Origin of the sequence: Solwaraspora sp. WMMD1047, from assembly GCF_029626155.1 — a bacterium.
Lineage (GTDB): Bacteria > Actinomycetota > Actinomycetes > Mycobacteriales > Micromonosporaceae > WMMD1047.
In genome coordinates this window covers 1,723,356-1,747,900 of record NZ_JARUBL010000001.1, presented here as the reverse complement: position 1 = coordinate 1,747,900, position 24,545 = coordinate 1,723,356, and the positions used below count along the sequence as shown (strand labels likewise).

At 66.6% G+C, this 24,545-nt stretch carries 15 protein-coding genes and 1 pseudogene; 7 read left to right on the top strand and 9 right to left on the bottom strand.

From position 1 onward, the window contains the following. Positions 1–30: 30 nt before the first annotated feature. The 6 genes from O7627_RS08175 to O7627_RS08150 are packed head-to-tail and all read left to right on the top strand — an operon-like array spanning position 31 to position 10,399. Positions 31–3,213, top strand: coding sequence for an amino acid adenylation domain-containing protein (locus O7627_RS08175; RefSeq protein ID WP_347404644.1), 3,183 nt, complete (start codon positions 31–33; stop codon positions 3,211–3,213). Further along, on the top strand, positions 3,210–6,131 hold the full coding sequence (locus O7627_RS08170; RefSeq protein WP_278092892.1) for a beta-ketoacyl synthase N-terminal-like domain-containing protein: 2,922 nt from the start codon (positions 3,210–3,212) through the stop codon (positions 6,129–6,131). Before O7627_RS08175 ends, O7627_RS08170 begins: the two co-directional genes overlap by 4 nt. Further along, a complete protein-coding gene (locus tag O7627_RS08165) occupies positions 6,131–7,903 on the top strand; it encodes a non-ribosomal peptide synthetase (RefSeq protein WP_278092891.1) in 1,773 nt (590 codons plus the stop codon). The genes O7627_RS08170 and O7627_RS08165 overlap by 1 nt, the downstream gene beginning before the upstream one ends. Next, positions 7,896–8,744 carry an alpha/beta fold hydrolase gene (locus O7627_RS08160; RefSeq protein ID WP_278092890.1) on the top strand — a complete coding sequence of 283 codons (849 nt, stop codon included), beginning with the start codon at positions 7,896–7,898 and terminating at the stop codon, positions 8,742–8,744. Before O7627_RS08165 ends, O7627_RS08160 begins: the two co-directional genes overlap by 8 nt. Positions 8,745–8,747: 3 nt before the next feature. After that, positions 8,748–10,157, top strand: a complete 1,410-nt coding sequence (locus tag O7627_RS08155) for an AMP-binding protein (RefSeq protein ID WP_278092889.1) — start codon at positions 8,748–8,750, stop codon at positions 10,155–10,157. Continuing rightward, complete coding sequence (locus O7627_RS08150; RefSeq protein ID WP_278092888.1) at positions 10,154–10,399, top strand: acyl carrier protein; 246 nt, start codon at positions 10,154–10,156, stop codon at positions 10,397–10,399. Before O7627_RS08155 ends, O7627_RS08150 begins: the two co-directional genes overlap by 4 nt. A gap of 675 nt (positions 10,400–11,074) precedes the next feature. Here the strand turns inward: O7627_RS08150 and O7627_RS08145 are convergent. From O7627_RS08145 to O7627_RS08110, 8 genes and pseudogenes are all read right to left on the bottom strand, one after another. Continuing rightward, the gene (locus O7627_RS08145) at positions 11,075–12,571 is read right to left on the bottom strand and encodes a class I SAM-dependent DNA methyltransferase (RefSeq protein ID WP_278092887.1); all 1,497 of its coding nucleotides are present in this window, start codon (positions 12,569–12,571) and stop codon (positions 11,075–11,077) included. A gap of 16 nt (positions 12,572–12,587) precedes the next feature. Beyond that, positions 12,588–13,412, bottom strand: coding sequence for a hypothetical protein (locus tag O7627_RS08140; protein ID WP_278092886.1), 825 nt, complete (start codon positions 13,410–13,412; stop codon positions 12,588–12,590). Then, on the bottom strand, positions 13,409–14,950 hold the full coding sequence (locus O7627_RS08135) for an ATP-binding protein (protein WP_278092885.1): 1,542 nt from the start codon (positions 14,948–14,950) through the stop codon (positions 13,409–13,411). Before O7627_RS08135 ends, O7627_RS08140 begins: the two co-directional genes overlap by 4 nt. Next, entirely contained in the window at positions 14,947–16,692 is a 1,746-nt protein-coding gene (locus tag O7627_RS08130; RefSeq protein ID WP_278092884.1) for a restriction endonuclease subunit S, read from the bottom strand. Before O7627_RS08130 ends, O7627_RS08135 begins: the two co-directional genes overlap by 4 nt. A 376-nt stretch (positions 16,693–17,068) precedes the next feature. Next, positions 17,069–18,542: pseudogene (locus tag O7627_RS08125) on the bottom strand (tyrosine-type recombinase/integrase). Next, entirely contained in the window at positions 18,539–18,937 is a 399-nt protein-coding gene (locus tag O7627_RS08120; RefSeq protein WP_278092883.1) for a hypothetical protein, read from the bottom strand. Before O7627_RS08120 ends, O7627_RS08125 begins: the two are co-directional and overlap by 4 nt. Beyond that, the gene (locus tag O7627_RS08115; RefSeq protein ID WP_278092882.1) at positions 18,934–19,818 is read right to left on the bottom strand and encodes a DUF2637 domain-containing protein; all 885 of its coding nucleotides are present in this window, start codon (positions 19,816–19,818) and stop codon (positions 18,934–18,936) included. The genes O7627_RS08120 and O7627_RS08115 overlap by 4 nt, the downstream gene beginning before the upstream one ends. A 381-nt stretch (positions 19,819–20,199) precedes the next feature. Beyond that, on the bottom strand, positions 20,200–21,090 hold the full coding sequence (locus O7627_RS08110) for a replication-relaxation family protein (RefSeq protein WP_278092881.1): 891 nt from the start codon (positions 21,088–21,090) through the stop codon (positions 20,200–20,202). Positions 21,091–22,330: 1,240 nt separating this feature from the next. On the opposite strand from O7627_RS08110, the gene O7627_RS08105 reads away from it, so the two are divergent. Continuing rightward, positions 22,331–23,707 carry a helix-turn-helix transcriptional regulator gene (locus O7627_RS08105; RefSeq protein WP_278092880.1) on the top strand — a complete coding sequence of 459 codons (1,377 nt, stop codon included), beginning with the start codon at positions 22,331–22,333 and terminating at the stop codon, positions 23,705–23,707. On the opposite strand, the gene O7627_RS08100 is transcribed toward O7627_RS08105, so the two are convergent. Continuing rightward, positions 23,708–24,271 carry an NUDIX hydrolase gene (locus O7627_RS08100; protein WP_278092879.1) on the bottom strand — a complete coding sequence of 188 codons (564 nt, stop codon included), beginning with the start codon at positions 24,269–24,271 and terminating at the stop codon, positions 23,708–23,710. Positions 24,272–24,545: the final 274 nt, after the last annotated feature.

The window sequence follows — 24,545 nt, the reverse complement described above, 5'->3', positions numbered from 1 at the left end:
TCGCTCCGCGACCTCACACCGGACGACATCGTGAGTACTCGCGCAAAACGGGGGGTTCGAAAGGTGATCCGGAAGTCTGTCCCTGCCCTGTCGTCAGCACAGAGCCGAATGTGGTTCGCCTACAAGGTCGATCCCGCCAGCGCCGAGTTCACCGTGGTCTGGGCGGCCCGGTTGATCGGCGCCGTCGACCCCGAGCGTCTTGCCGCTGCCTGGCGCGCTGTGTTGAGGACCCATGACGAGTTGCGACTGCGCCTGTCGGACGCGTCCGCCGAGCCGAGTCGCGACTACTGGCCGGTCGAGGACATGGCGATGTCCCTTCGCGCGGTCGCACCCGAGGCACTGCCAGCGGAACTGGAGTCGGCGGTCGGCCGTGTGTTCATGCTGGACAAGGAGCCGCTTGTCGACCTGACGCTCCTGCGGCTCGGTTCCGAGGAACACGTGATGGTGGTCAGCGCCCACCATGCCGTGCTGGACGGCAGGTCGCTGGACATCGTCATCGAGGGCCTGTTCACCGCATACAGCGGCCGCCCCGGCACGCCCGCGGGTGCGTCCTATCGCGACTACATCGAGCAGGAGGCGGCCGGAACTGTCGAGCCCTCCCTTGTCGACCGATGGGTGGCGGAGCTCCGCCTCCGACAGGAGAGCGACTCCACGCCGCTGGGGTTGCCGTTGCACAGCCTGTCACAGGACAAGAGTGCCGGGACCGTGACGCAGCGGCTGTCGCCCGAGACGTGGTCGGCGATCCGCGATCTCGCGCGCGGCAACCGCACCACACCGCACGTGGTCGGCCTGGCGGCATTCGCACTGACCCTGGCCCGTTACCGCGACACCGAAAGCCTTCTGGTGGGCGCGTCGATGGACACCCGCTCCGCTCGTTTCGCGGACACGATCGGCACCTTCGTCAACCCGGTGCCGGTGCGCCTGGGCGATCTCGCGGACGCCTCCGTCACCGACCTCGTGCGGGCAACCCACGCCAGCCTCCTCAGGTCGTACAAGAACCGGTCGATTCCCTTCGACCAGCTCGTACGTCGTGTCCATCGCGGGACCGACACCGGTACGACGCCGGTGTTCCAGGTGCTGTTCAACTTCGAGCCCACCCGGACAGTCCCGGACGTCGCGGGCCTGCGCGTGCAGCCCCTCGACACGCCGGTGCGGGTCTCGCAGTACGAACTCACGTTGACCCTGCGCGAAGACGGCGACGCGGCCGAGCTCGTCGCGGTCTACCGGCGGGAACGCCATGCCGAGCAGGACATCCGTGGTCTGCTGAGTAGCGTGCGATCGGTCCTGCAACGGATCGCCGCGTCGGATGACGCTTCGAACGACCTCGTCGTCTCGGACGAGGAACGCCGCCACCTCCTGGAACTGGGGCGGGGAGTCGAGGTGGTGGGCGACCTCCGACCCGTCCACGAGCAGGTGGTCGACATGGCCGGCCGATGGCCGGACAGGATGGCCGTGGTGGCCGGACCGGACTCGCTCACCTACGCCGAGCTGGAACGGCGTTCCCTGGCCATGGCGCACGTCCTGCACGGGCATGGCGTCGGCCGGCAGACCCGGGTCGGCGTGCACCTGTCGCCGTCGGCGGATGCGGTGGTGGCGGTGCTCGCCGTGCTGCGTGCGGGAGCCACCTACGTGCCACTACAGCCGAGCGATCCGCCGGCGCGCATCCACGCGGTCCTCGCCGACGCCGGGATCGACCTGCTGGTGACCGAGTCGGCGGACTTCCCCGGCGTGAAGACCGTCGGGCCGCACAGCGATGTCGACCACGAGGCGCCCCTCGTGCCGCTGCCCGAGGCCCGGCTCGGCGACTGCGCATATGTGATCTACACGTCGGGGACGACCGGGGAGCCCAAAGGGGTGGTGGTGGAGCACGCCGCACTGGCGAACTCGACGGCGGCACGCCACATGGTCTACCCCGGTACGCACACGTTCCTCCTGCTCTCACCGCTGTCGTTCGACTCCTCGATGGCCGGACTGTGGGGCACGCTGACGGCAGGCGGATGCCTCGTCGTCGCCGACACCGACGAGGTCAGGGATCCACGCCGCATCCTCGAGGCGATCCGGCGCCACTCGGTGACGATCATGCTCAGCGTCCCGGCGCTCTACGCTGCTGTGCTCGACACGGCCGACCGGGACGGCCTGTCCCCCCCGGCGTCGCTGTCGACCGTCATCACCGCCGGCGAGTCGCTGCCCGATGCGACAGCGGCCTGGCACTTCGCCTGGCATCCCGGAGGCGACCTGGTCAACGAGTACGGCCCGACGGAGACGGCCGTCTGGAGCACGTTCCGCCGCCTGCGACCGGGCGAGCGGGTCGACATCGGCGGGGCCGCACCCGGCTCGCACCTCTACGTCCTCGATCGACACGGCAACCTGATGCCGAAGGGCGCCGTGGGCGAGCTGTACATCGGCGGCGAGCGCGTCGCTCGGGGCTACCTGGGCAAGCCGGAACTCACCGATCGGGTGTTCGTCCGCGACCCCTTCAGGGAGCAGCCGTCCCGGATGTATCGGACCGGGGACTGGGTCCGCTGGAACGACGACGGCGGGCTGAGCATCCTCGGACGTCGCGACCAGATCGTCAAGCTGCGGGGACATCGTGTCGACCTCGGCGCGGTCGAGTCGTCGGCACGGTCGCTGGAAGGTGTGGTGGACACCGCGGTGCTCGTCGCGCCGAGCGGCTCCACGCTGGAGGCGTTCGTGGTCGTCGACGGCGATCGCGACGTCGAATCGATCCGTACGCGGCTCGGGGAGCTGCTGCCACCGCCGATGGTGCCGAGCCTCCTCCATCGTGTCGACCGGCTACCGCGAACGTCGCGCGGCAAGGTGGATCGCGACGCCCTCATGGCGCTGCGGAACGGCTCGGCAGACGGGGCCGACCGCATCTTCGCGGCGGCGGAGCTACCTGGCGGCGTACTGGCCGCGATCCATGCCGCGTGGTGCGAGGTGCTGGAGGTCCCGACCGTCGCCCACGACCTGAACTTCTTCGATGCGGGCGGGCACTCGCTGCTGGTGCCGCTGCTCCAGGCGGAGATCGAAGACCGGCTCGACATCACCATCGACATCGTCGATCTGTTCACGGCCACCACGGTCGCGGCGCAGAGTGCGGCGTTCGGGCGCCTCACCGGCGCGGTTGAGGCCGGCCCGGTGGCCGATCCGCGCCAGGCCCGACTCGCCGCCGCCGGACGTGCGCAACGAGGGCGTGGCGAGGGCTCCCGATGAGGGATCGGTCGCTCGACATCGCGGTGACGGGCGTCTGCGCGCGGCTTCCCGGGCCGGAGGACCTCGACGCCTGGTTCGCCGCCGTGTGCCGGGGGGAGGCGCTGACCACTCGGCTCGACCCTGCCCAGCTGCTCGCGGCCGGCGTCACACCGAGCGTCTCGCAGGCCCCTGACTACGTACCCGTGCGCGGGTTGATCGCCGACATCGACCGCTTCGACGCCGAGCGTTTCGGCATGAGCACTCGCGAGGCGCAACTGACCGATCCCCAGCACCGGCTCATGCTGGAGGCGACCTGGTCGGCGCTGGAGGACGCCGGACGCAGTCCGCTGGCGGACCACCTGCGTACCGCGGTCTTCGCCTCGTCGAGTCCGAGCCGCTACGCGGCACAGATGCTGCGCAGGCCGGATCTCGCCCCCGACGTCGTCGAGCGGATCGAGGTCGGCACCGGGCGCGACTTCATGGCCACCCGGATCGCGTACCGGCTCGGTCTCACCGGGCCCGCGTTGGCGGTCTCGACCGCCTGCTCCTCATCGCTGGTGGCAGTGCATCTGGCGATCCAGGCGCTTACCAACGGCGACTGCGATCAGGCGGTGGTGGTGGCCGCGTCCCTGGGGTGGCCGGCAGCGGGCCACCGGTACAGCAGCGGCGGAATCATGTCGAAGGACGGCCTGTGCCGCCCGTTCGACGCGGACGCGACCGGCGTCGTCGGCGGTTCGGGTGTCCTGGCTGTCGTGCTGCGCCGCCTCGCGGACGTCGGCGAAGAGATCGCGTTGCACGGTGTGCTGCTCGGCTCAGCCGTGAACAACGACGGAGCTGCCAAGGCGGGTTTCAGCGCGCCCGCCGCCCGGGGACAGGCGGACGCGATCCGGTCGGCGCTCGCTTCCGCGGATGTGCGGGCGACCAGCCTCGGATACCTGGAAACGCACGGCACAGGGACGCGGGTGGGCGACTCGATCGAGTGGTCGGCCGCGACGGACGTGCTCAGCGAGGCGGGTGTCCCGGACGGGCAGGTCGCGGTGGGCGCGAGCAAAGCCAACATCGGGCATCTCGACGCGGCCGCCGGCCTCGCCGGACTCGTCAAGGCCACGCTGGTGCTCCGCCATGGGCGCATCCCCCCCGTGGCGAACTTCCGCAGCCTCAACCCCCTGCTCGGCACGACGGCCTCACCACTGGACGTCCCCACGCAGGCCCGACCCTGGTCAGGTCCCGAGCCACGCCGCGCGGGTGTCAGCTCGTTCGGCATCGGGGGAACGAACGCGCACGTCGTCGTCGAGCAGCCCCCGCCCGTCCGGCCACGGGCGCGGCGCTCCGGCGATGATCGGCTCAGCGTGATCATCCAGTCGTCGGGGCGTCCGGAAGCGCTCGAGCACGATGCCGAGCGCCTGGCCCGGCATCTGGAGCACAGCGACGACGTGCTGGCCGACGTCGCCTTCACCCTGCGCGTCGGGCGGGCTCCGCAGACCGAGCGGCTCGCCCTGGTCGCGCGCAGCGCGGCGGAGGCCGCTCGGCAGCTTCGCTCCGGTCGCGGGGTCGCGCGAGGACGCTCACGAAGCGGAGCGACGCGTCCGCTGATCTTTCTCTTCCCCGGGCAGGGAAGTCAGCGTCCCGCAATGGCCACGACCTTCCAGCGGTCGCTGCCCGGCTTCGCCGACCACCTCGAACAGTGCCTGCACCACTTCGATGCGACGCTTGCCGACCAGGTCCGTGCGGCCCTGACCGATCAGCACTTCCCCGACGACCGGATCCGGGCGACCGCGCTGGCGCAGCCGTGCCTGTTCGCGATCGAGTACGCCGCGACAAGGGCGTTGGCAGGGTTCGGCCTGCGCCCCGACGCGCTGGCGGGCCACAGTGTGGGTGAGGTGACGGCGGCCTGCGTCGCCGGCATGCTGGATCTGAAGCAGGCGGCAGGCCTGATCGCCCGGCGTGGCCGGTCGATGCAGGACTGTCCACCGGGATCCATGCTGGCAGTCAGGTGTTCGACGGCCGAGGCCAGGGAGCTGATCGAGGCGTCGGGCGGCGGCGTGGAGCTGGCGGCGGCGAACGGCCCGCGCGAACAGGTGTTGAGCGGCACCGACCTGGCGGTGGACGAGGTCGAGCGGCGCCTGGGCCGGCTCACCGGCAGACGCCTGCGGACCTCCCACGCCTTCCACAGCCGGCTGATGGAGCCCGCGGTGAACGATCTCCTCGCGTACGCCGGTGACGAGTGGGGCGACGAGGTCGAGATCCCCTTCCTGAGCTGTGTCGACGGCGTGCTGGTCGAGCGGGGCTCTCGGCGCCGGCTGGACATGTTCGCCAGAAGCGCCAGGGGCACGGTGCGGTTCGGCGACGGCCTGGCCGCGATCGCGCGCACCTTCCCCGACGCGATCGCCGTCGAGATCGGGCCCGGACGCGCCCTGTCCGGGCTGGCCACGGCCGCCGGGATCGAATGTGTGCCCCTGACGGGCGCCGCGCACGAGGACGACGACGCCCCGGCACGGGCGGTGGCGGCACTCTGGGCCCAGGGAATGCCCGTCGACCTCGCCGCGCTCGCTCCACCCGGGCGGCGGGTGCACCTTCCCGGTTCCACCTTCGCGGGCAGCCCGAGACATGTCGCGCCCGAGGCAGAGCTGACCGTCGAGACAGCGGCACCGCAGACCGAACAGCACGAGGTCGTGGGGCACCCCGCCGCGCGTACCCCAGCCGAGGAGGTACGCGCGGCGTGGACCGAGTTCCTCGGCATCCCGTCGCCGCGACCGCGCGATGACTTCACGGCGCAGGGCGGTGACTCGCTGACGCTGATCCGTCTGGCCCGTCGGCTGGAGAAGGTGTTGCCGGTGACCATCGAGCTCGCGGACCTCGTCGAAGCCCAGACCCTCGAAGATCAGATCACGTTGGTCGAGCGGCTGCTCGACCGTCGCCGCAGGGGAGACGACTCGTAGTGGGAGAGCATTTCGAAGGTGTCGCGACGGCGTTCGAACGCCGGGTGCGCCTGCACCCTGACAAGATCGCGATCCGGGACCCGCGGGGCAGCGCGACATTCGACGAGGTCTGGTCCGAGAGCAACCGCGTGGCGGCAGCCCTGCGAGCCCGCGGTGTCGAGCGGGGATCCGCGGTCGGGATACTCGGCGTCGGTTCGCGGGACAGCATCGTCGCGATGCTCGGGTCGTGGATCGTGGGAGCTCACGTGGTGCCGCTGGCCCCCGAGCATCCCGTGGACCGGATCTCGGGGACGGTGTCGGCGGCGTCCGTACGGCTAGTCGTGGAGACCGACGCGTACACCCTCCCCTCCGGCGTCGCCCCGGCCCACGAGCGCCTTCGACAGCTGGTCGAGCAGGGGCAACCCGCGGACCAGGAGACCGTCCCGGCCGACCTGGCCGACGCGACGGCCTATGTGCTGTTCACCTCGGGATCGACCGGGGTCCCCAAGGGGGTGTGCGTCCCCCAGGGCGCGCTGTGCGCCCTGGCTCTGCGGGACAGCCCGACGCGCTTGAGCGCCGACGACACCTTCCTCGTCCACACCACCCTCACCTTCGACCCATCCATGCTGGAGATCTGGTCGGCCCTGCTCGTGGGCGCGGGTGTGCTGTGCGCCCCGGGGAGCGGTCTGTCGCTGCGCTCGACGGCCGACCTGCTCGGCGACGACCGGGTGACGGTGGCGGTGTTGACACCTGCCGTGTTCGCCCTCATGGTCGAGCGGTACCCGCAGGCCATCGCCGGCCTCCGGCGTTTGATCGTCGGGGGCGACATCATGCCCGTGGGGCAGGCACGCGCGGCGAAGTCCCTGTGCCCGGACGTCGACATCGTCAACTGCTACGGGCCGACGGAGAACACCGTCATCAGCACCGCCTTCCGGCTCCAGGAGTGGGACGGAACGGGTGACGCGGTCCCCATCGGGGTTGCCGTCGCCGGTGCCACGGCCCACGTCGTCGATGCCGATTTCCGGCCGACCGCGCCGGGAGTCGTGGGCGAGCTCGTCCTCGGCGGTGACCGGCTGGCCGACGGATATTTGCAGGACCCGGCGACCACCCACGCGCGGTTCATCCCGGACCCTTTCAGCTCCCTTCCGGGAGCGCGCCTCTACCGCACCGGAGACAGGGCGGCACGGCGTGCCGACGGCGTCCTCGAGTTCCACGGTCGTGCCGACCTCGAAGTCAAGGTCAGAGGCGTCCGCGTCAACCTCACCGAGGTGGAATCCGCCGTCGGATCGGACCCCGCGGTCGCCGAGGTGGTCGCGGTCCCCGTCGGCTCAGGACACGAGCGCCGGGTCGTCGCCTTCGTCCGTGCCGCCGACGATGTCGACGGTCCGGACGCCAAAGGCATCCGGACGAGGGTCGCCGAGCGTGTCCCGGCCTATCTGGTGCCCGACCACATCACGTTCGTCGAGGAGTTCCCCCTCACCGGTTCGTCCAAGGTCGACCGTGACGCGCTCGCTGACCGCGTCGGTGTCCTGGAGCACGGCGACGGCACCCCGCAGGAGCCGAGCACGGAGGACCTCGCCGCCTTCTGGCTCCGCCGTACCGGTTCGGACCCCCGCGCGGGCGAGAGCTTCTTCGACGCGGGAGGCAACTCGCTGGACCTGATCCGCTTCATCGACGACGTGGGCGCCACCTACGGCATCGAGCTGGGATTCGAAGACGTGTACGGCGTGGCGAGCTTCGACGAGCTGCGGCAACTGGTGATCGCGGCGGCCGGGGAGCGACGCGATGGGTGACGACCGGTGGCTGCGCACCCTCACGCCGGACCCGGCGGCTCACCGTCGGCTGGTGTGCTTTCCGCACGCCGGCGGATCGGCGAACTTCTTCCGCCCGTGGGTGCCCCTGCTCCCCGCGGACGTGGCGCTGGTCGCCGTGCAGTACCCGGGCCGCGCCGACCGGCTGCGCGAACCGTACGCCGACAGCGTGCTGGAGATGGCCGCCGACATCGGCGAGTCGCTGCGAGCGGCCCCGGCCCGACCCACGACGCTGTTCGGGCACAGCATGGGCGCGATCGTGGCTTACGAGGTCGCGCGCGAGCTGGAGTCGTTCGGACACTCCGTCGAGCGCGTGGTCGCCTCCGCCGCACGAGCGCCGCACGAACTCGACGGTGTCGCCGGCTTCGACGTGTGGGACGACGACGCGGCCCTACGCTCGCTGGTCTCCCTCGGCGGGACGGTGGCCGATTCTGAGCTGCTCGCAGACCCACGGGTACGCGCCCTCGTCCTTCCCTACCTGCGCGCCGACTACACGATGCTCCAGCGTTATCGACACCACCAGGGCACCCGCCTGGAATGCGAACTGCTGGTGGTCGGCGGGGAGTCGGACACCCACGTGACCCCCGAGCACCGCGCCCGGTGGGCGGACCTGACCCACGGCCGGTTCGCGCACGTCGCCCGTCCCGGCGGGCACTTCTACCTGTCGCCCGATCCACCCACCGATCTGTATCTGGGTCCCCTGCCCGGCGGACCGGCCAAGTCCTTGTCGGGGCGACATCCTCACGACGATGCGTCGGGGCGGGTCGCTCCTGCCACCGGCGGCGACGAGATCGACGTCGACGGTCCGCACAGGATTGGCTGAGACGTGCTCACGGAACAGCTGGTGGCACCGGTACGCGCCGTGGCCGAGCGCACTCCCTCAGCGCCGGCCGTCGTCGATCCTTATCGCACGATGTCCTACGGCGACCTCGTGGCGACGATCGACGCGACCGCCGACTCCCTGCGCCGGGCGGGCGTCCGGGCCGGGGACACGCTCTCGTTGCACGCGGAGCGTCATCGGGATCTGCCTGGCATGCTGCTCGCCGCCTGGACGGTCGGAGCGAGCGTGCAACTCGTCGACGCGACGTTGCCTCGCATCCGGATCGAGCAGAACGAGCGAGCCGTCAGGCCGAAGTGGCGGCTGCGGCGTGACGGCCTGTCTCGGCTCGACGACGAGCCTCCCGCCCACCCCGAGTGCAGCCACATCCTGATGACCTCGGGAACCTCCGGTGTCCCGGCAGCGGTCGCCGTGTCGGCCGCGGGTCTGGCCGGTCCGCTGCGGTGGTACCTGTCCGAGTTCACCCCGGGCCCCGGCGACCGGGTCGCACTCGTGTCCGGCCTCGGCCATGATCCGCTGTTGCGGGACATCCTCGTTCCGCTGCACAGCGGCGGAACGCTGGTGATCCCCGCAGCCGACGCGCTGCGCGACCCCAGGGCCGTCGCCGCATTCATGGACTCGACCGGCATCAGCATCCTCCACACCACGCCCGCTCTCCTGGAGGTGGCGCTGGCCGGCCGACCCGGGCGGCTGGACCACCTGCGTCTGGTGGTCTCCGGCGGCGCACCCCTTACCGTCGGACTGGTGCGGCGACTTCGGGCGGTCACGGACTCGGTCGTGGTCAACGCCTATGGTGCCACTGAGACACCGCAGATCGCGGCGTGCTCGATCCTCGGCCGCGCAGTCGCCCCCGATCCGGCGCTGTCCGACGCGACGACGCTCGGCGTAGGTCAGGGCGTCGCCGGCGCCGAACTGCTCCTCATGGCCGGCGAGGTGGTCGTACGCAGCCGGTACCTTGCTCTGGGTTACGTGGATCCGGGTGCCCGCGCGGATCGGTTCATCCACGATCCCCTCGCGGAGCCCGGATATCGCGCGTACCGGACGGGTGACCGCGCTGTCCCGAGCGACCGGGCCGACGGCCCGCGAATCACCGGCCGGCTCGACCGACAGATCTCCGTCAACGGCCTGCGGATAGCACCCGAGGAAGTCGAGGCCGCGGCGCTCGGTCATCCGGCTGTGCAGCAGGCGCACGTCGCCCCGTACGACGGCCCGGCGGGGACCCTGGTCGGCCTGTCGGTGGTGTTGAGCGAGCCGGTCGAGCCGGGGGTGCTGCGCGCGTACCTGAGGGAGCGACTCCCCGGTGGGGCTGTGCCAGTCATGATCTCGATCCTGGAGAGTCTCGCGCTCGACCACAATCACAAGGTTGCCGGAATGCCGAACGCAGGGGTGGCGAAATGAGTATCGAGGTCTCCGATGTCCTGCCGGTCGTCCTCGACGCGTGGGAACGCACCCTGGGCCTCGATGGGATTCGCCGAGACGACAACTTCTTCGAGTTGGGGGGAGACTCGATCACGGCGATCAGGATCGTTCCCCTCGTGAGCGACGCGACCGGCGTCGATCTTGATGCTATGGCCGTGTTCGACCATCCGACGCCGCAGGAGATGGCCGAAGGAGTCGTCAGCCTGCTGAAGTCCGCGTAGCACCCGCCGGTACATCACGGCCACTTGTCCAGCCCCGCCTGGCGCATCTCGTCCGCGCCGGGCGGGAAACGGTGCGCTGGACCGGCCGGCCACGGCCCGGACATGACGAAGGCCCCGATTCGGCGTCAACCGCCAGGTCAGGGCCTTGATCATTGGTACGCCGCGTAGGACTCGAACCTACAACCCGCGGATTAAGAGCCGGCGCTGACCGATGCTTCCTAGTCCCTGCGAGTCCAAAAGGTCCATATTATGCCCGGTCTCATCGCTCGACACTGCACACGTATACAGCAGAAGCCCCCCACGGCCATGTCCGTCCAAGGCGCCCGAGCACCCGCAGAGCACCCGAGCGCATCACGCTCCCTCGATGGCAAGCCCAAACTCAACCACGGCAGACGGGTCTCTCCGCCCGTCTGCTTCTGCGGCTCGGCCACCCGAACCGGATGTGCCGGATCTCGGCACATCCAGCTCTCTCCCGATGCGGTGACCGCTGCTGTCGACAGACGCCGACAGCCGTCGACCTCGAAGACGTCGAGGCACCGACGGCACCCGGTCGGCAAATCAAGTACCGATCGCCCCGATCAGCAGTTGTGAATCCATGGCTACAACAGCCGAGGGATCATCGACTCCCGCGGGCGCCGATCGGCGGTCATACTCAAGGCGAGAGCCGTCGCAGTATTACCGCTCTTCTTTGCGCCTCTCGTCTCCTGGCATGAGCTTCGCAGCCTCGGCCAATGCAAACTGCAAATCAGCCACAATATCGCCTACAATCTCGTCAAAGTTCTGGGACGCCATAGCGTTGCCTTGCGCCGGAAGCCAAAACAGATCCAGGCTACAATCTTCCCGCTTGAGTATGTCATCGACGCTAAAGCTTCGCCATCTACCGCCGACCAGATCCTCCGCCCAGGAGTCCTCCCGCTTCGAGCGATCCGCCGGCTCGTAAAGTTTCGTGAACTCCGTCAGGTCAGTGGCGCTCAGGCGATGACCCACTAGAGTGAACCGCTTGTCTGTGCGCAAATCGTATACCCACAAGCGCCCTCGCCTCGAGCCCTGACCAATCGACTTGTGATCAAAGAAAAGTACATTCGCGTTCACTCCTGCCGCATAGAAAATGCCAGCAGGAAGCCGCAGAAGCGTATGGACGTCGAATGTCTCGAGTAGCCGCCTTCTGATCGCGGAACCCGCTCCAAGGCCCGAGAGAACGCCATCAGGAACAACGATTGCGGCCCGGCCACCCTGCGACAGGCTCACCGCTACATGCTGAAGGAAATTCAGTTCCTTGTTCGAAGTCGAGACCCACAGGTCATCGCGCAGCACACGGCGGCGCTCATCGTCACCTTCTTTAGCCTTCGTGACAAGGGTTACGCTCGAGCGTTTTCCGAAAGGCGGGTTCGTGATGATAACGTCGTACAGTTCCTTCGGCGGGCCTGCAAGGCTATCTTGTGTTGCCACCGGCGGCTCGGCTGTTCCAGCGTTCGGACCGATGCCGTGAAGGAGAAGGTTCATGGCAGCAAGGCGCGTAACCTCACCTACCAGCTCCCCTCCCCGAATAGCGTGCAGACATAGGTGCTCTTCCTCCGCCGGCGTCAAATTCGGGTTGCGCATTCTGACATGACGAGCAGCCGAGATTAGGAAACCCCCGGTTCCGCATGCAGGGTCAAAGATTTTTTCGCCCGGCTTCGGGTCAATGCACTCAACAATAGCATCCACAACGGGTCGTGGCGTGAAGTACTGGCCGGCGCCACTCTTGGTATCTTGGGCGTTTTTTTCAAGCAAGCCCTCGTAAGCATCACCCTTTACATCTACATCAAGCGCACTCCAATGCCTAGCGTCGATAAGGTCCGCAACGAGCAGCCGTAGTTTATGCGGGTCCTTAATCTTATTCCGAGAGTCGCGGAAGATTAAGCCCAGCATCCCATCAGAGGCGCCTAGAGCCTTCAGGATTTCGCCGTAGTGTCGGTGGAGATCATCCCCTCGGCGTTCCACAAGGCTCGGCCAGTCCATACCGTTCGGTACAATATCAGCGCCGCCCGGAGCAGTGGCTGTTTCATGTGCCATCTTGAGAAAGAGCAAATATGTTAGCTGCTCGACGTAGTCAGGATAGGACAGGCCGTCGTCCCGTAGAATACTGCAATAGCTCCAAAGCTTCTGAACGATATCTCGGGCGTTACTCATCTACTCGTTCTTTCTATCAGAAAACTTGGTCGATCCAGGTATGCTCGGAATCTCGATAACCTTTCACCAAGTCCCTGACTGCTGCAGAATACTCGGCCTCTGGGGCACACAGTTTCCTGAGTTGGGCGATGACGGAGTCAAAAGCAGGCTCGTCTGATCCGTCGAGGAGCCAGCTATTATAGTAGCTTCTACCTAGAGAAATCAACTCCCGAACCCGATTCAGCGTTTCAAGACGCGCTTCTACGAGTTCCGTGTGATTAAGGTGGTAAATCTCAATAGACTTGCTCGCTCGCAATCTCTTTTCGCCCGTGAACCTCGGCTCCGGAACGCCATCCTCCCGGAAGTACAGAAGGGTCGGGTCCGTAGCTCGTATGGGGTCTAGCAACACAGGGCGTTCGACCGCAACATCGCCCTCCTCGAAGACACGATCCTCCGGGTTTAGAAGGGGGAAGTGCGTTTGCTTACCGCCTCTACTACCGCCCACACGGTCGACACGGGTTGAGTTACAAAAGGTACAGCAATAACGATAGTTGCGAAAATCGAAGGCAAGCCACCAGTAACCTTCATGTTCCGCGCTTTCCTCGACCTTGCTCTTCGGCCGAAAGTGATCAACTGCAGCATCAGACCGCACGTCGCGAGTTTCGCAATACCAACACTTGCCCGCGCTCGCGCCCGCCAACTGATGTTTTACTTCTGCCCAGAGACTCGCGTGCTTGGCCAGAACCTTCTTGCGATCGTCGCTTGTCGTCGCAGCACGCACGTCAAGAAGCGCCGCCGCAGCCTTTTTCTTCCATGACAGCTCCACCCGCTGCTCAAGCCTGACTAGATCAATGAAGATCACGGCTCTGCCTCCAACCTTTCAAGCAGCGATCGGACCACTTCGTTGGCTAAATCTTGCCGCCGGTCAATTTCCCCCGGCGTTAAAGTGGCCTTCCGCAAGGCAAAGTGATTTTCCAGTACGGTCATAGCCGAGACATAGGGCTTGTAGAGCGGGTCGCGGGTGGTCCTCGAAAAGTCAAGATTAGCCAGATAATCATTCAGTGACGACAACTCGACGCGTTGCTCCGGAGTCAACGTATCGAGCGATGCTAGATCCCGCTTGCGATCTAGCGCGTTGAGCGTCTCTCGATCGAGCTGCGACCTCAACCCGTAAAGCTGGCTAGTCAAGAGGCCAGCCACCCCCATGCCCCTAGGGTCTTCTTCAGGAACCGCGGCATGAATCCTGTCCGCTTCGCCTCGCCTCATTACGCGGACTTCATCGCGGGTAAGTGCCGACACAACCAGCGGGTCGTGCGTGGCCATCACGATATTGGCTGAATCGGGATCAGACACGTGGGTCTTCAGGAGGTAGGTATAGTCCAAGCTCCAAGACGGATTCAGATGCGTGTCAGGCTCATCAAGAAGAATGAGCCCCTCCTGACCCTCTACAAACCGAAGCAAACCCAGCACCGTCAAGAGCTGCTGTTCGCCCTCGCTCAACTCGCGGAACGTAAGAGCATCGTCGCTGCCACTTATCGTGACCCGGGTTCGGACATCCTCAATCAGATCAGAGATGTAAAGGCTTTCAAGTGCCTTGAAGAACTCCGCCTGGTTATCGTAGCCATCCGCAAGGGCAAGCAAGTCCTTTTTGTCTTTCAAATAGAGGTAGAGGCGCTCAGAGCCGCGGCGCCCCCGCATAGGCGCTAATGCAATACGGTACAGGCGAGAGGCAAAGTCACGAACCACGCCACGTGCGCCCCAGATCCGGGGGTCCCCCGGGTTCGCAGGGTCTGAGCCTCTGTTCGGATTAAACCACGACGGCTTTTTCAGGACGAACAAGACCGAGTCAAGGTCCACAATTCGCAGAAAGCGTGTGAGGACTTCACGATCGCCGGATTCGCGAGCGAAGAAGGACAGCAGGACGAACTGGCTGTGAACAAGGCGCGCGTAGAGCAATGGACGGAGAGGCCTGTCTACTCCCTCACGGAGATCGCTCGCGAAACGGACCTGATGGCTTTCGAAGTGCCGTTCCATTCGATTGCTCGGTCCCGAGTAGTAGCCAAAAACAAAACCAGGAAGGTATTCCCCGCCTCCCTTTCGGGAGAACCGATCAGAGCGCCACCGTTCACCGTCGACCTCAATATGCGCGGTGCGGCCACGACGTGCTGGATCGCAATCCACACGGATTGACTTGCCTTTACATCGATAAGCAAGCTTGAACGCAAAGAGCGGAGGCGCTCCAAGGTCGAGATCCCGGAAAATTATGATCAGGGCTTCCAGTACATTTGACTTCCCTGTTCCATTCTGCCCCACCAGAACAGTAGTCGGAACATCCGAGAAATGGATCTCAAAGTCTTGCAGATTCTTCCAAGACGTGATGTACAGACTCTCAAGCCTCATTGCCGCTCCGCGAGATTTAGGAATGGCTCGCCGTGAGCGTCGCGAACCTCCGTTACTCTGCCTGCATAAATTTGTCCGCGCAGGTCCGAATAGAACTCATCAATGAGTTCTTCGGAATATCCGGAGGCGTCCAATAGCTCCTCTGGCCTAAGCGCAGTTTCGGCGTCGGCTAACGCCTTCAGAAGGTCGACTCTTGTCGAATTTCGGCCACCCGCACGTGATCGTCGAGCCATGCGCCGTCCTACAGGAGAAGACTCACCTTGGTCAGTTTCCTCGCCTACGGCGGGAACGACACCATGAACAACTGCCCCAGGAAAAACGACCCTAAGGGAAGCTTGCCTGGCCAATAGCACTCGATCATCGATTGCCGAAAGCACCTGCGAAAGGTTCTCCACAGCATGGAGCCGCCGCGTCGCTTCTTCAACGATTCGCTCTTGTTCCTCTAGCGGAGGGAGAGGAAACGGCAGGGCCGCAAACCGTTGCGTACTAAGATGCGCGATGTTTGTACTCCATCGCGCCGCTTCTCTAAACCGACCAGTGCGCAAGTAGGCACGAAAAACCAAGAGAGCGAACGTCGCGCTCACCCCTGGGTACGCACGGAACCGAAGCAGCGTCATCTGGAAGCACCCGCCCGGCAGCTCCTCCCGATACATGGCGGGCCTTCCTACCAGCTCCGGACTTTGGCCCTCGTTCAAGAGTATGTCGCCATATTCCAGCCGGTACGTCTTGTAGTCCTGCGGGGTGAAGTTCATTTCAAGCACGTCGCTGACGTCGATGCGATCCTCGTACACGTTAGCCACGCGGAGGTAAGGTCTCATATATGGGCCCGAATGAGAGCTGGGTTCCCGCTTCTTGCCTAGTGTCACAAGGCCAACCTCATCCACCCGCGCCTGGGCCCATCCGTCGGGAAGGCCACTCGCATCTGATGTAGATACATCGATGATGCTTCGCTTGTATGAACGCCGCGGCTTTGCATTGAAGAGCGCACCCGCTTGGGCGGCTACTCTATCGTTTATCTTCTTGAGTAGCTCCCTGCCTGAGACATACGTGCCCGACCTCTCCGCTGCCAACTCAGCCTCTGTCGGCACAAGGCGACCAGCGACAGCATCGAGGATGGTCTGGTCTTCGTAACGACCGAGTCTGGATCGCGCACCGTCCACCGCCATGGCGATGGAGTCAAGTACTGACCGGTTCTTTTCTATACGGTCAATCAAATCCTGCTGCTCGGATAGCGGAGCCACCAGTAGCGGCACTCGGCTGGTCAGTGTACTTGTCGAGATGCTCGCTTGATTCACGTGCTGCTTCGCATGGAAGCGGAAGTATCCACACTCCCATAGATAGAGGAGCTGACAAGCTACAAACTGGGGTAGGAGCCCCTGCTGCAAGCGAAGGCGAGTTATGTGGTTGGAGAATCCCCACTCAGCGTCAACCAAGTCGAAGACGGCACTCTTGCCGACATGCTCGCGACTGTTTGTGTTGTTAAAGACGATGTCGCCGCGCTGGAGCCGGAGACTCGATGCATCTGCCGAGACGTACTTAATTTGATTGAGATTTACACTGCCACTGCGGTCAATATTCATCGGACGCAAGTGCGGGATGCCAACCCCATCGCTATTGTGTGAACCGGACGAGAAGCCGCTGCGCGCATCAGTTATCAGTTCACCCAATGGCCTGTACTCCCAGCCCGCTGGCAAGTTCGTCGGCGAGACAGGGTAAAGCTCAGTCAACAGAGCGCTGGCCATTTATGCTGCCACCCTCCCAGCGACGACTTGTTTCCCGCCCGCCTTGAGCCCACAGGGTCGTTGGCTCAAGATCCTGACGGGAAGGCGCATGACGGGTACCCTAGCGCACCTCGCTAGCGAGATTTTGGCCCGTTAAGGTGCGCCGCGAGTCCGAACGGTTGGTTGGCAGTCAGGTAGCTGGAAGACCGGCCTTACCTGGTTGCTTGCGCTGTGGCTGGTGGTTTCGGTTCAGGCTCGATCCAGTTGCCGCTGGGTAAGGCAGAGGTCCCGGAGAAGTTGCGGCCGACGCTGCTATCTGGAGAGGCCGTGCACGAACGTCCCAGGCAGCCCTTTCGGTTCGGAGCCGATGCTGCTGGCTCCCAGAGGCAGCCGCCAGCTACCCAGGCCATGTCACGCCACGTCGAAGCGGGACAGCCGACGCGGTTGCTTCGGCGGCGGCGTGTGAGAGCTCGGGGAGGACGTCGCCGTAGAACTTGGCGGTGAAGTGTGGGCTGGAGTGGCGAAGTCGGTTGGAGATGACCTTCATCTGCACACCGGCGGCGAGGCCCATGGTGGCGGCGCCGTGGCGGAGGTCGTGAAGCCGGATGGGTGGTAGCCCGGCCTGCAGGGCGAGGTGGTGGAAGTGGTCGGTGACGTCGGCGGGATGCAGCCGACCACCAGTCTGCGTGGTGAAGACCAGTCCGGTCTTGGTCCAGGCAGCACCGGCGGCGAGCCGTTCGCGGTGCTGCCGGGTGCGGTGAGCGCGCAGCACCGCGACGGTCTCGGTGTCGAGGGCGACGGCGGCTTCGCTGTCGGTGGTTTTTCGGAGTGTCGATGGCGGTGGCCCAGCCGTGTTGGACGAGTTGCCAGCGGACGGTGAGGGTCCGGGCGTCGAGCTCGAGGTCGTCCCAGTGCAGGCCGCAGGCTTCACCTCGGCGTAGGCCGGTGAAGGTGATGAGGTGGTAGAGGGCGTAGAGCCGGTCGCGGGCGTCGTGGGTGTGGTCGAGGAATCGTCCGGTGTGTTCGGGGGTCCAGATCATGACAGGGCTGGGGGTCTTGCCGGTGTCGCGCCAGGTCTTGACGCGCTGGTCGGTCCAGATGGTCGGCTTCGGTGGCCGGGCCGGGGGTAGTTCGACCATCAGGGCGGGGTTGGTGTCGATGAGCCGGTGGCGGCGCATCGCGTCGTTGAGAGCCTTGCGCAGCGTGGCGTGGATGCGGTGCTGTGTCGCCGGGCCGACGATGCGTTGGTTCTTGACCTGGTCGCGCTTGGTTTGGTCTCGGCTGGCGCGAAGGGTGTTGATGGTGGTGTTGCGTTCGTCGATGGCGTCGTGCATGGCGTCGATGTGGCCAGGGCGGAGCCGGTCGATGCGCAAGTGTCCGAGGTACGGGATCAGGTACAGCCGGACGTGCCCCTCGTACGAACGCAGCGTTCCCTTCTTGATGTTCTTGCGCCCGGCGAGCCAGTCGGTGAGGTAGACGGCCATCGTCGGCAGTTCGGTCGGAGTGATGTCCAGGTGCAGCGCCCGGCGGATCTGGTCCGGGGTGGGGATGGGCGCGCCGGTCTTGACGGCGGTTTCGATGAGGTCGCCGGTCTTGACGGTGACGTGGGGGTCGGTGGGGTCGGGGACGGCGAGCGCGGCCCGGATGCGGTCCAGGACCGCGTCGGCATCGGCCTGGGCGGCGTAGGGGCCGTGGCGGAGCGGGCGTCGGGTGCCGTCGGCACGGGCCGGGACTTCGATCTGCCAGTGCCATTGGCCGTGGTTGCGGGACCAACCGCCGCCGGGCCGGCGAAGCTGAGGACAGGATCGTCCCAGTCGCCGACCCGTGGTGGTGTCGCGGCATCCACAACGTTTGAAGGTGGATCCCTTCACTCATCGTCTCCTGGATGCTCGGCACGGTGCCGCCAGCGGTGACGGTTGTAGTCCGCTGGAGGCGGGGTCGTTGCATCCACGCTCGACTCCGGGACGGGATCAAGTCGCCGGCCGTCGTCGGAGGTCGGGATGGTGCTGTCGAGCAGGAGAAGTCGCAGGAGTCCGGCCACCGGGACGATGATGCGGGTGCCGGCCCGGATCACGGGTGCCGGGAAAGTATCGGCGGCGGCCAGGCGGTATGCCTGAGATCGGCTGATGCCGAGTACCGCCGCGGCGATGGGCAGGGTGGTGGCGGCGCCGAGCGCGCGGATCCGCTCGGCGGTCCACGGCGTACCGGCCGTGGGGTGTGGGCTGGTCGATCGGGTATCGCGGGTTGAAGTGGTGTTGGCGCTCATGGTGTTGGGTCTCCTGACTGCGGTTGAAGCTGTTGAGAAGCGAGTGCGGCAGCGGCGGGTGCCGGCGTTGTCGGTGGTGCGCTGTAACTGACCGGCCACCCGGCGGCCTCGTCACGAGACGAAGACGCCGAGAGCGGTTCAGCTTTGAGGATCTTCAGCAGCTGCGATGCTCTGGTGTTGGACACGGTGTGTCCGGTGGAGCGCAGCGCGGCGGCCAGGGCAGCCCGGGTCAGCGGCCGGCCTTCAGCGGCGAGGTGGTCTTGGAAGCGTCTGGCGATGGCGAGCAACTCCTCGGTGGGGTGGGTGGACGGTCCGCGCCGTCCCGACCGGTGTCGGTGGACCGGTCCACCAGTACGAGGACGGTCCGGGCCTTTGTGATCGTTGTCGTTGCTGGTGTCGTGGACGGTCGGTGCGCGCAGGGCCCGGTCCGCAGCCGGTCGTGGGGACCGGCTGTCGTAGTCCCGGCCAGACTGGGCCGGGTTGGCGGTGGTGGACTGGTCCGCCGGCTGGTCGGTCGGCGCGTCGGCATCTGGTTGCGCGGACGCGGTTGTGGTGTCGGCATAGCCGAGGGCGATCTTGACCATGACAAGGAAGCCGAGCGCGGGCACGGCCGCGGCGATCCAGCCGATCGGTGAGGGTTCGGCCTCCACCACCTGCGCCGCGAGAGACAGCGTCACCGCGCAGGCCAGCACCGTCGCCGGGAACACCGTCGAAACGCGAGCGCGTTTCCGGCGGCGGAGTTCCAATCCGGAGGCGATGGACATCAGCTCCAACACGATCGCGTCCGCCCAGGCCAACCAACCCGGCTGGCCGTGAGCGGCAGCAACGTCGCGGACGTGTGTGAAGCTGGCCGCACCAGCCGCCCCGCCGATAGCGAGCATGATCACGACCTGGACGAAGCCCTCGGTCCGGCTACGTCCCGAGCCGGCACCTGCGTCACCTGATGCTGCCGTGACGGACCACCTCCCCGGACCGGACCACAGACGTCCCCGGTCCGTCCGGCAGGGTGGACCGGGCGAGTGGACGGGTGGTCCCCGCGAGCCGGTCCGGGACCGTGAGCGGACCGGCCCAGACGTGGATCGCGGACCCGCAGGATGAGAGCCGAGACGATACCTCTGCCCTCGCACTGTCAGGGCGTTCCGGATCTGTCACCGGTCTGTCAGCCACCACCGGCGCGACGCTGACAGATCGGCGAGAGGACCACCCCGCTGCGGTCCCGTACGCGGACCGTGTCCAGAAGGCGTCCAGCGCTCTGACAAGGCTCACGCCGCGACCTCCCCGTCCAGGTCACGGTCGTCGACGACCCACACCGCCAGGTCGGCGAGCGTCCGTCGTTGTCCGTCGTCGCCGGCCACCGCCCACACCGCCTCAGCGGGGCACAGACTCGCTGTGGTGGCCTGGTCGCGGGCCCCGGTAGCGACCGGCACCAGCGGCGGCATCTCGGCCAACAGCCGGCGCAGGTTACGTTCCCGGGCGGCGGAGTGCAGCCAGAACAGCACCGGCCACGCCCGCCCCAGCCTGACGAACAACTCCCGGTAGCCGACCAATTTGCGGGTCAGCACCGACAGCTGCTCACCACCGGTGTCGAACTCCACGAGGAACGGCACCTCGACACCCCTGACGGTCCACAGGCCGTAGCCGTCGGGGCGTACCCGGGGCTGATACGCGCGCACCAGACCCGGATCCTCCGGCCGGGTGAACATCCCCGAGCGTTGACACGCCGACTCCGACCACCACTCCCCCAGTCGGGCCTCGGGGTGGGTGCGGGCGTAGCCGGCGAGGTCGGTGAAGAACCCGTTCACGCCGAGCCGGTGCTCCAGGGTGCGGCTCGACGTCCACCGGCGCCGCTCCACCCGGGCATGATCACGACGAGGTGGCCGCTCATCGCGGCCAGCGGCCACCACCTCCGCACCGAGCTGGTCGATCACGTAGTGATACGGGTACGAGCCACCGTCGGCGCGCTGCGGCCGGAACCGCCCCACCAACCGCAACCGGTACAACGTCCGCAACCGGCGCTGACAGAAATCGAGGGACGGGAACAGGGCATGCGCGATCTGGAACGAGGTCAGCACCCCGTGGTCGTAGAGCCAACCCAGCAACACCCGATCCCGGGCGGTCAACTGCGACTGCACCCGCAGAACAGGATCATCCATCTACCGTCACCTCCTCTCCGATACGCATACGGCCTCCCCAGGGGGAGAGACCAGAGACCAGGACGGGTCTGTCGCAGGACAACCAGCCACTACTGACAGACCGGGCGACCTGCGGTGTGAGAACGAACCAGGGGTCCGTCCGGGGGTCCGGCCGAAGACCGACCTCAACCCGGACGGCAAGCCTGACCCCGGAACGGGGGTCAAGCCGGAAACTGTCACCGCCACCGGCCATGGCAGCGGGCGAAAGCTTGGAGAACAACGGAACTCCTTGTCGAGTAAGTCGCCGACGTCAGCGGTCCGGCGTCGGATGAAAGCCACTGACCCCCCTCGGGAGCCAGGCGGCGCCCGAGGGGCAGTGGCAGCAGCGGGATGCCCTCCGGCGAGGGCGGGGGTGGGGGCAGTGCAGACGTCACTGTGGAGTTGTCAACGAACGAGCCGTCGCGAAGCCGGGACGACCATGCAGCCACGTCATCGTGCAGAGCCAACCGCCGAAGACGGTGACCAGCGCGGACGCGCAGAAGAACTACAACGACGAGGAGACCGATCCGGTACGCGACCGGCATTCGGGGCAATCCCCGGTCGAGCGCGACTGAGGGGACAGGGGGACGCCGACGGACTCAGCCGACGACGGCGCGGCATCACACCGGCGGCTCACCCAGCCGGGTAGGAATCCTTCATCACGTTCCCCCTGTCGCTCGTTACCATCGACGGCCTACCCGACTCCAGAGCCCGGAACGATCGGCGACGCTCCCGAAGAAGCGCCACCAGACTGACCGGGCAACCCGGAAGGCAGACCGCCGAGCGGTCGCATAGGTCCCAGTACGCCTCCAACAACAGCACCCTGTCAACCACCTGCATCGGCGCCCGTTCGTGGCGCTCTTGGACGCAGCAGGACGCGTCCGGACTGGCCGACTCGCATCGATACCAGCCCGGACGGACTTCCCACCTGAACAGGTCAAAAGAATCTTGGCGCGTATGGGCTTCTATCTCAGAAGGTGAGACGGCCAGAGGCGCACGGCTGTAGCTGGTTGGCGTACCGCAGCTCGCCGGCGCGGGTGAGCATGTCGCCGATGGCCGGCAACTCACATGCGAAGCGCTTTCATCGGACATCCTCGACCCGAGCGGCACCCGATACGTTTCGTGATCGCGCCGTCGCCCTACAGCGGGTACGGTCGAGCCACGTTGTCGCCACCAAACGGTCGGCAGCCGGACTATCACGACCTCCGATGAGGAGCGTGTCATGCCGCGACAGATCGTCGCCGTCGACCCAACCTTCGGGCAACGCCTGAAGGAGCTACGTGAGCAGCGAGGGCTTTCGCTTCGACGGCTCGGGCAGCGAGTCCATTGTTCACACGGGTATCTATGGGACCTGGAGGCCGGCGGCAAGCGGCCAAGCCTGTCCGTGGTGACGCTGCTCGACGCCGCGCTGGACGCTGGTGGTCAACTGTCGGCCCTTGTCCGGACGGTGTCAGCCGACAGCGGCGGACAGCTCGCACCGTCTGCGGAGCCGGTCGGTGTGCCGGGTGCGGGGCTAGAGTTCGCCTCGGACTGGCGACATGGCGTGGTGGCCGCGACGACGCTCTGGCGGGAAGACATGCAACGGCGAGATCTGCTGGTCGGCACGGGTTTCAACGCGACGCTGTTTCTCACTCCGGCGCTGCGCTGGTTGACCACCCGGCTCGACGAGCGACCGGCCATGGACGGCGATCGTCTCGTGGGCGCACCGGACGTCGAGACGGTACGACAGATCACGAATGTCTACCGGATACTGGACAACCAGTACGGCGGTGCGCACGTTCGTGACGGGCTGGTCCGTTTCCTCAACACCGACGTCGCCCCGATGCTGCAGGGCCGGTACGACGCCCGCACCGGTACTGCCCTCTTCTCCGCCGCAGCGGAGGCTACCCAGCTCGCCGGTTGGGCGTCGTACGACGTCGGCATGCATGGCCTGGCGCAGCGGTACCTGGTCCAGGCACTCCGGCTGGCCGCGGCAGCCGGCGACCAGCCGTTGGGTGCGGAGATCCTCGCGGCGATGAGCCATCAGGCGGCCTACCTGGGCGCCTCGGTGGAAGCAGTCGACCTGGCTCGTGCGGCGGGGCGCACCGCTGCCGAGGCCGGGGTGGGTGCCATCCAGGCCGAGTCCGCCGTCCTGGAGGCGCAGGGCCATGCCGTCGGGGGTGACGAGGCAGCCTGCGCGGACGCGCTTGACCGGGCCGAACGCGCTTTCGACCGCGCTGACCGCACCAGCGCGCCGCAATGGATCGGCTACTTCGACGAGTCGTATCTGGCGGCGAAGTTCGGGCACTGCTTCTCCGCGCTGGGCCGGGGTGAACTTGCCGTGCGGTTCGCGTCGCGGTCGCTTCAGATGGACGGCCGCAGATTCGCTCGGGGCCGGCAGTTCAACCTCGCCCTGTTGGCTGTCGCCCATGCCCAGTCCGGGGAGTTCGAGCAGGCCAGTTCGGTGGGAGTGCAGGCCGTCGAGGCGGCCGAGGGACTGGGATCGGTCCGGTCGCGTGACTATCTCGCGGCCCTCGCGGCTCGGCTTGCACCGCACGTCGGGCTACCTGCGGTGCGGGAGTTCTCTGAACGGGCGCGCCCGGTGCTTCAGGCTGCCTGATCAGAGACGCCCGTTCGCCTTGGCAAGCAGGACCGCGAGCAGGCCGGCGACGGACCCCGCGCCGACGATCTCCCCCGTCTGAATGTGCTGCTCCACCTCGGTCAACGGGATCCACCCGAGCCGCTCGGTCTCGTTGACGTCGGGAGCTGCGCCGGTGGAGTCCGCACCCCGGGACAGGAAGACCAGGTTCTGCTGGTCGATGGTGCCGACCATCGGCTGAAACCCGAGGATCGGCTCCATCGTTCGCGGTCGCCAGCCGGTCTCCTCCTCGACCTCTCGGGCCGCACACGCAGCCGGATCCTCGTCCGGGTCGAGGTAGCCGCCGGGGAGTTCCCAGACCCACCGGCCGATCACGAACCGGTGACGCCACATCATCAGGACGCGGTCATCGTCGTCGAGAACGACGACCATGGCGGCGGGCGGTACCCGGAGTACGTACTGCTCGAACCGGACGCTATTGGGCAGCTCGACGTTGGCGATGCTGAGGACCGCGCGTCTGGTGTCGTCGACCACCCGTTCGCCGTGGATGGTCCACTCACTTGCCCGTCGAGCCTCGGTACTCATGCCCGAACCCTATCGAGGTGTCAGCTGCCCGCATTCGCCCTGCGGTGACACGTCTGCCGACGCCGGCTGACACGCGAGGGCTTCAACCTGGCGTCCGGCGGCGACCAACCTGTCTATCGAGAGATGCGACGGTCCGCGCCGTGACGACCGGGCTGCCGGGTCTCGGGCGCGGCGGTGGACATCGATGTCGGCTGGAGCGAGCTCGCATGACGTGCTGGCCGCCGCTGCGCCCATCACTCGATGACCTTGGAGGACCTGTGGCAACGTACCTGCG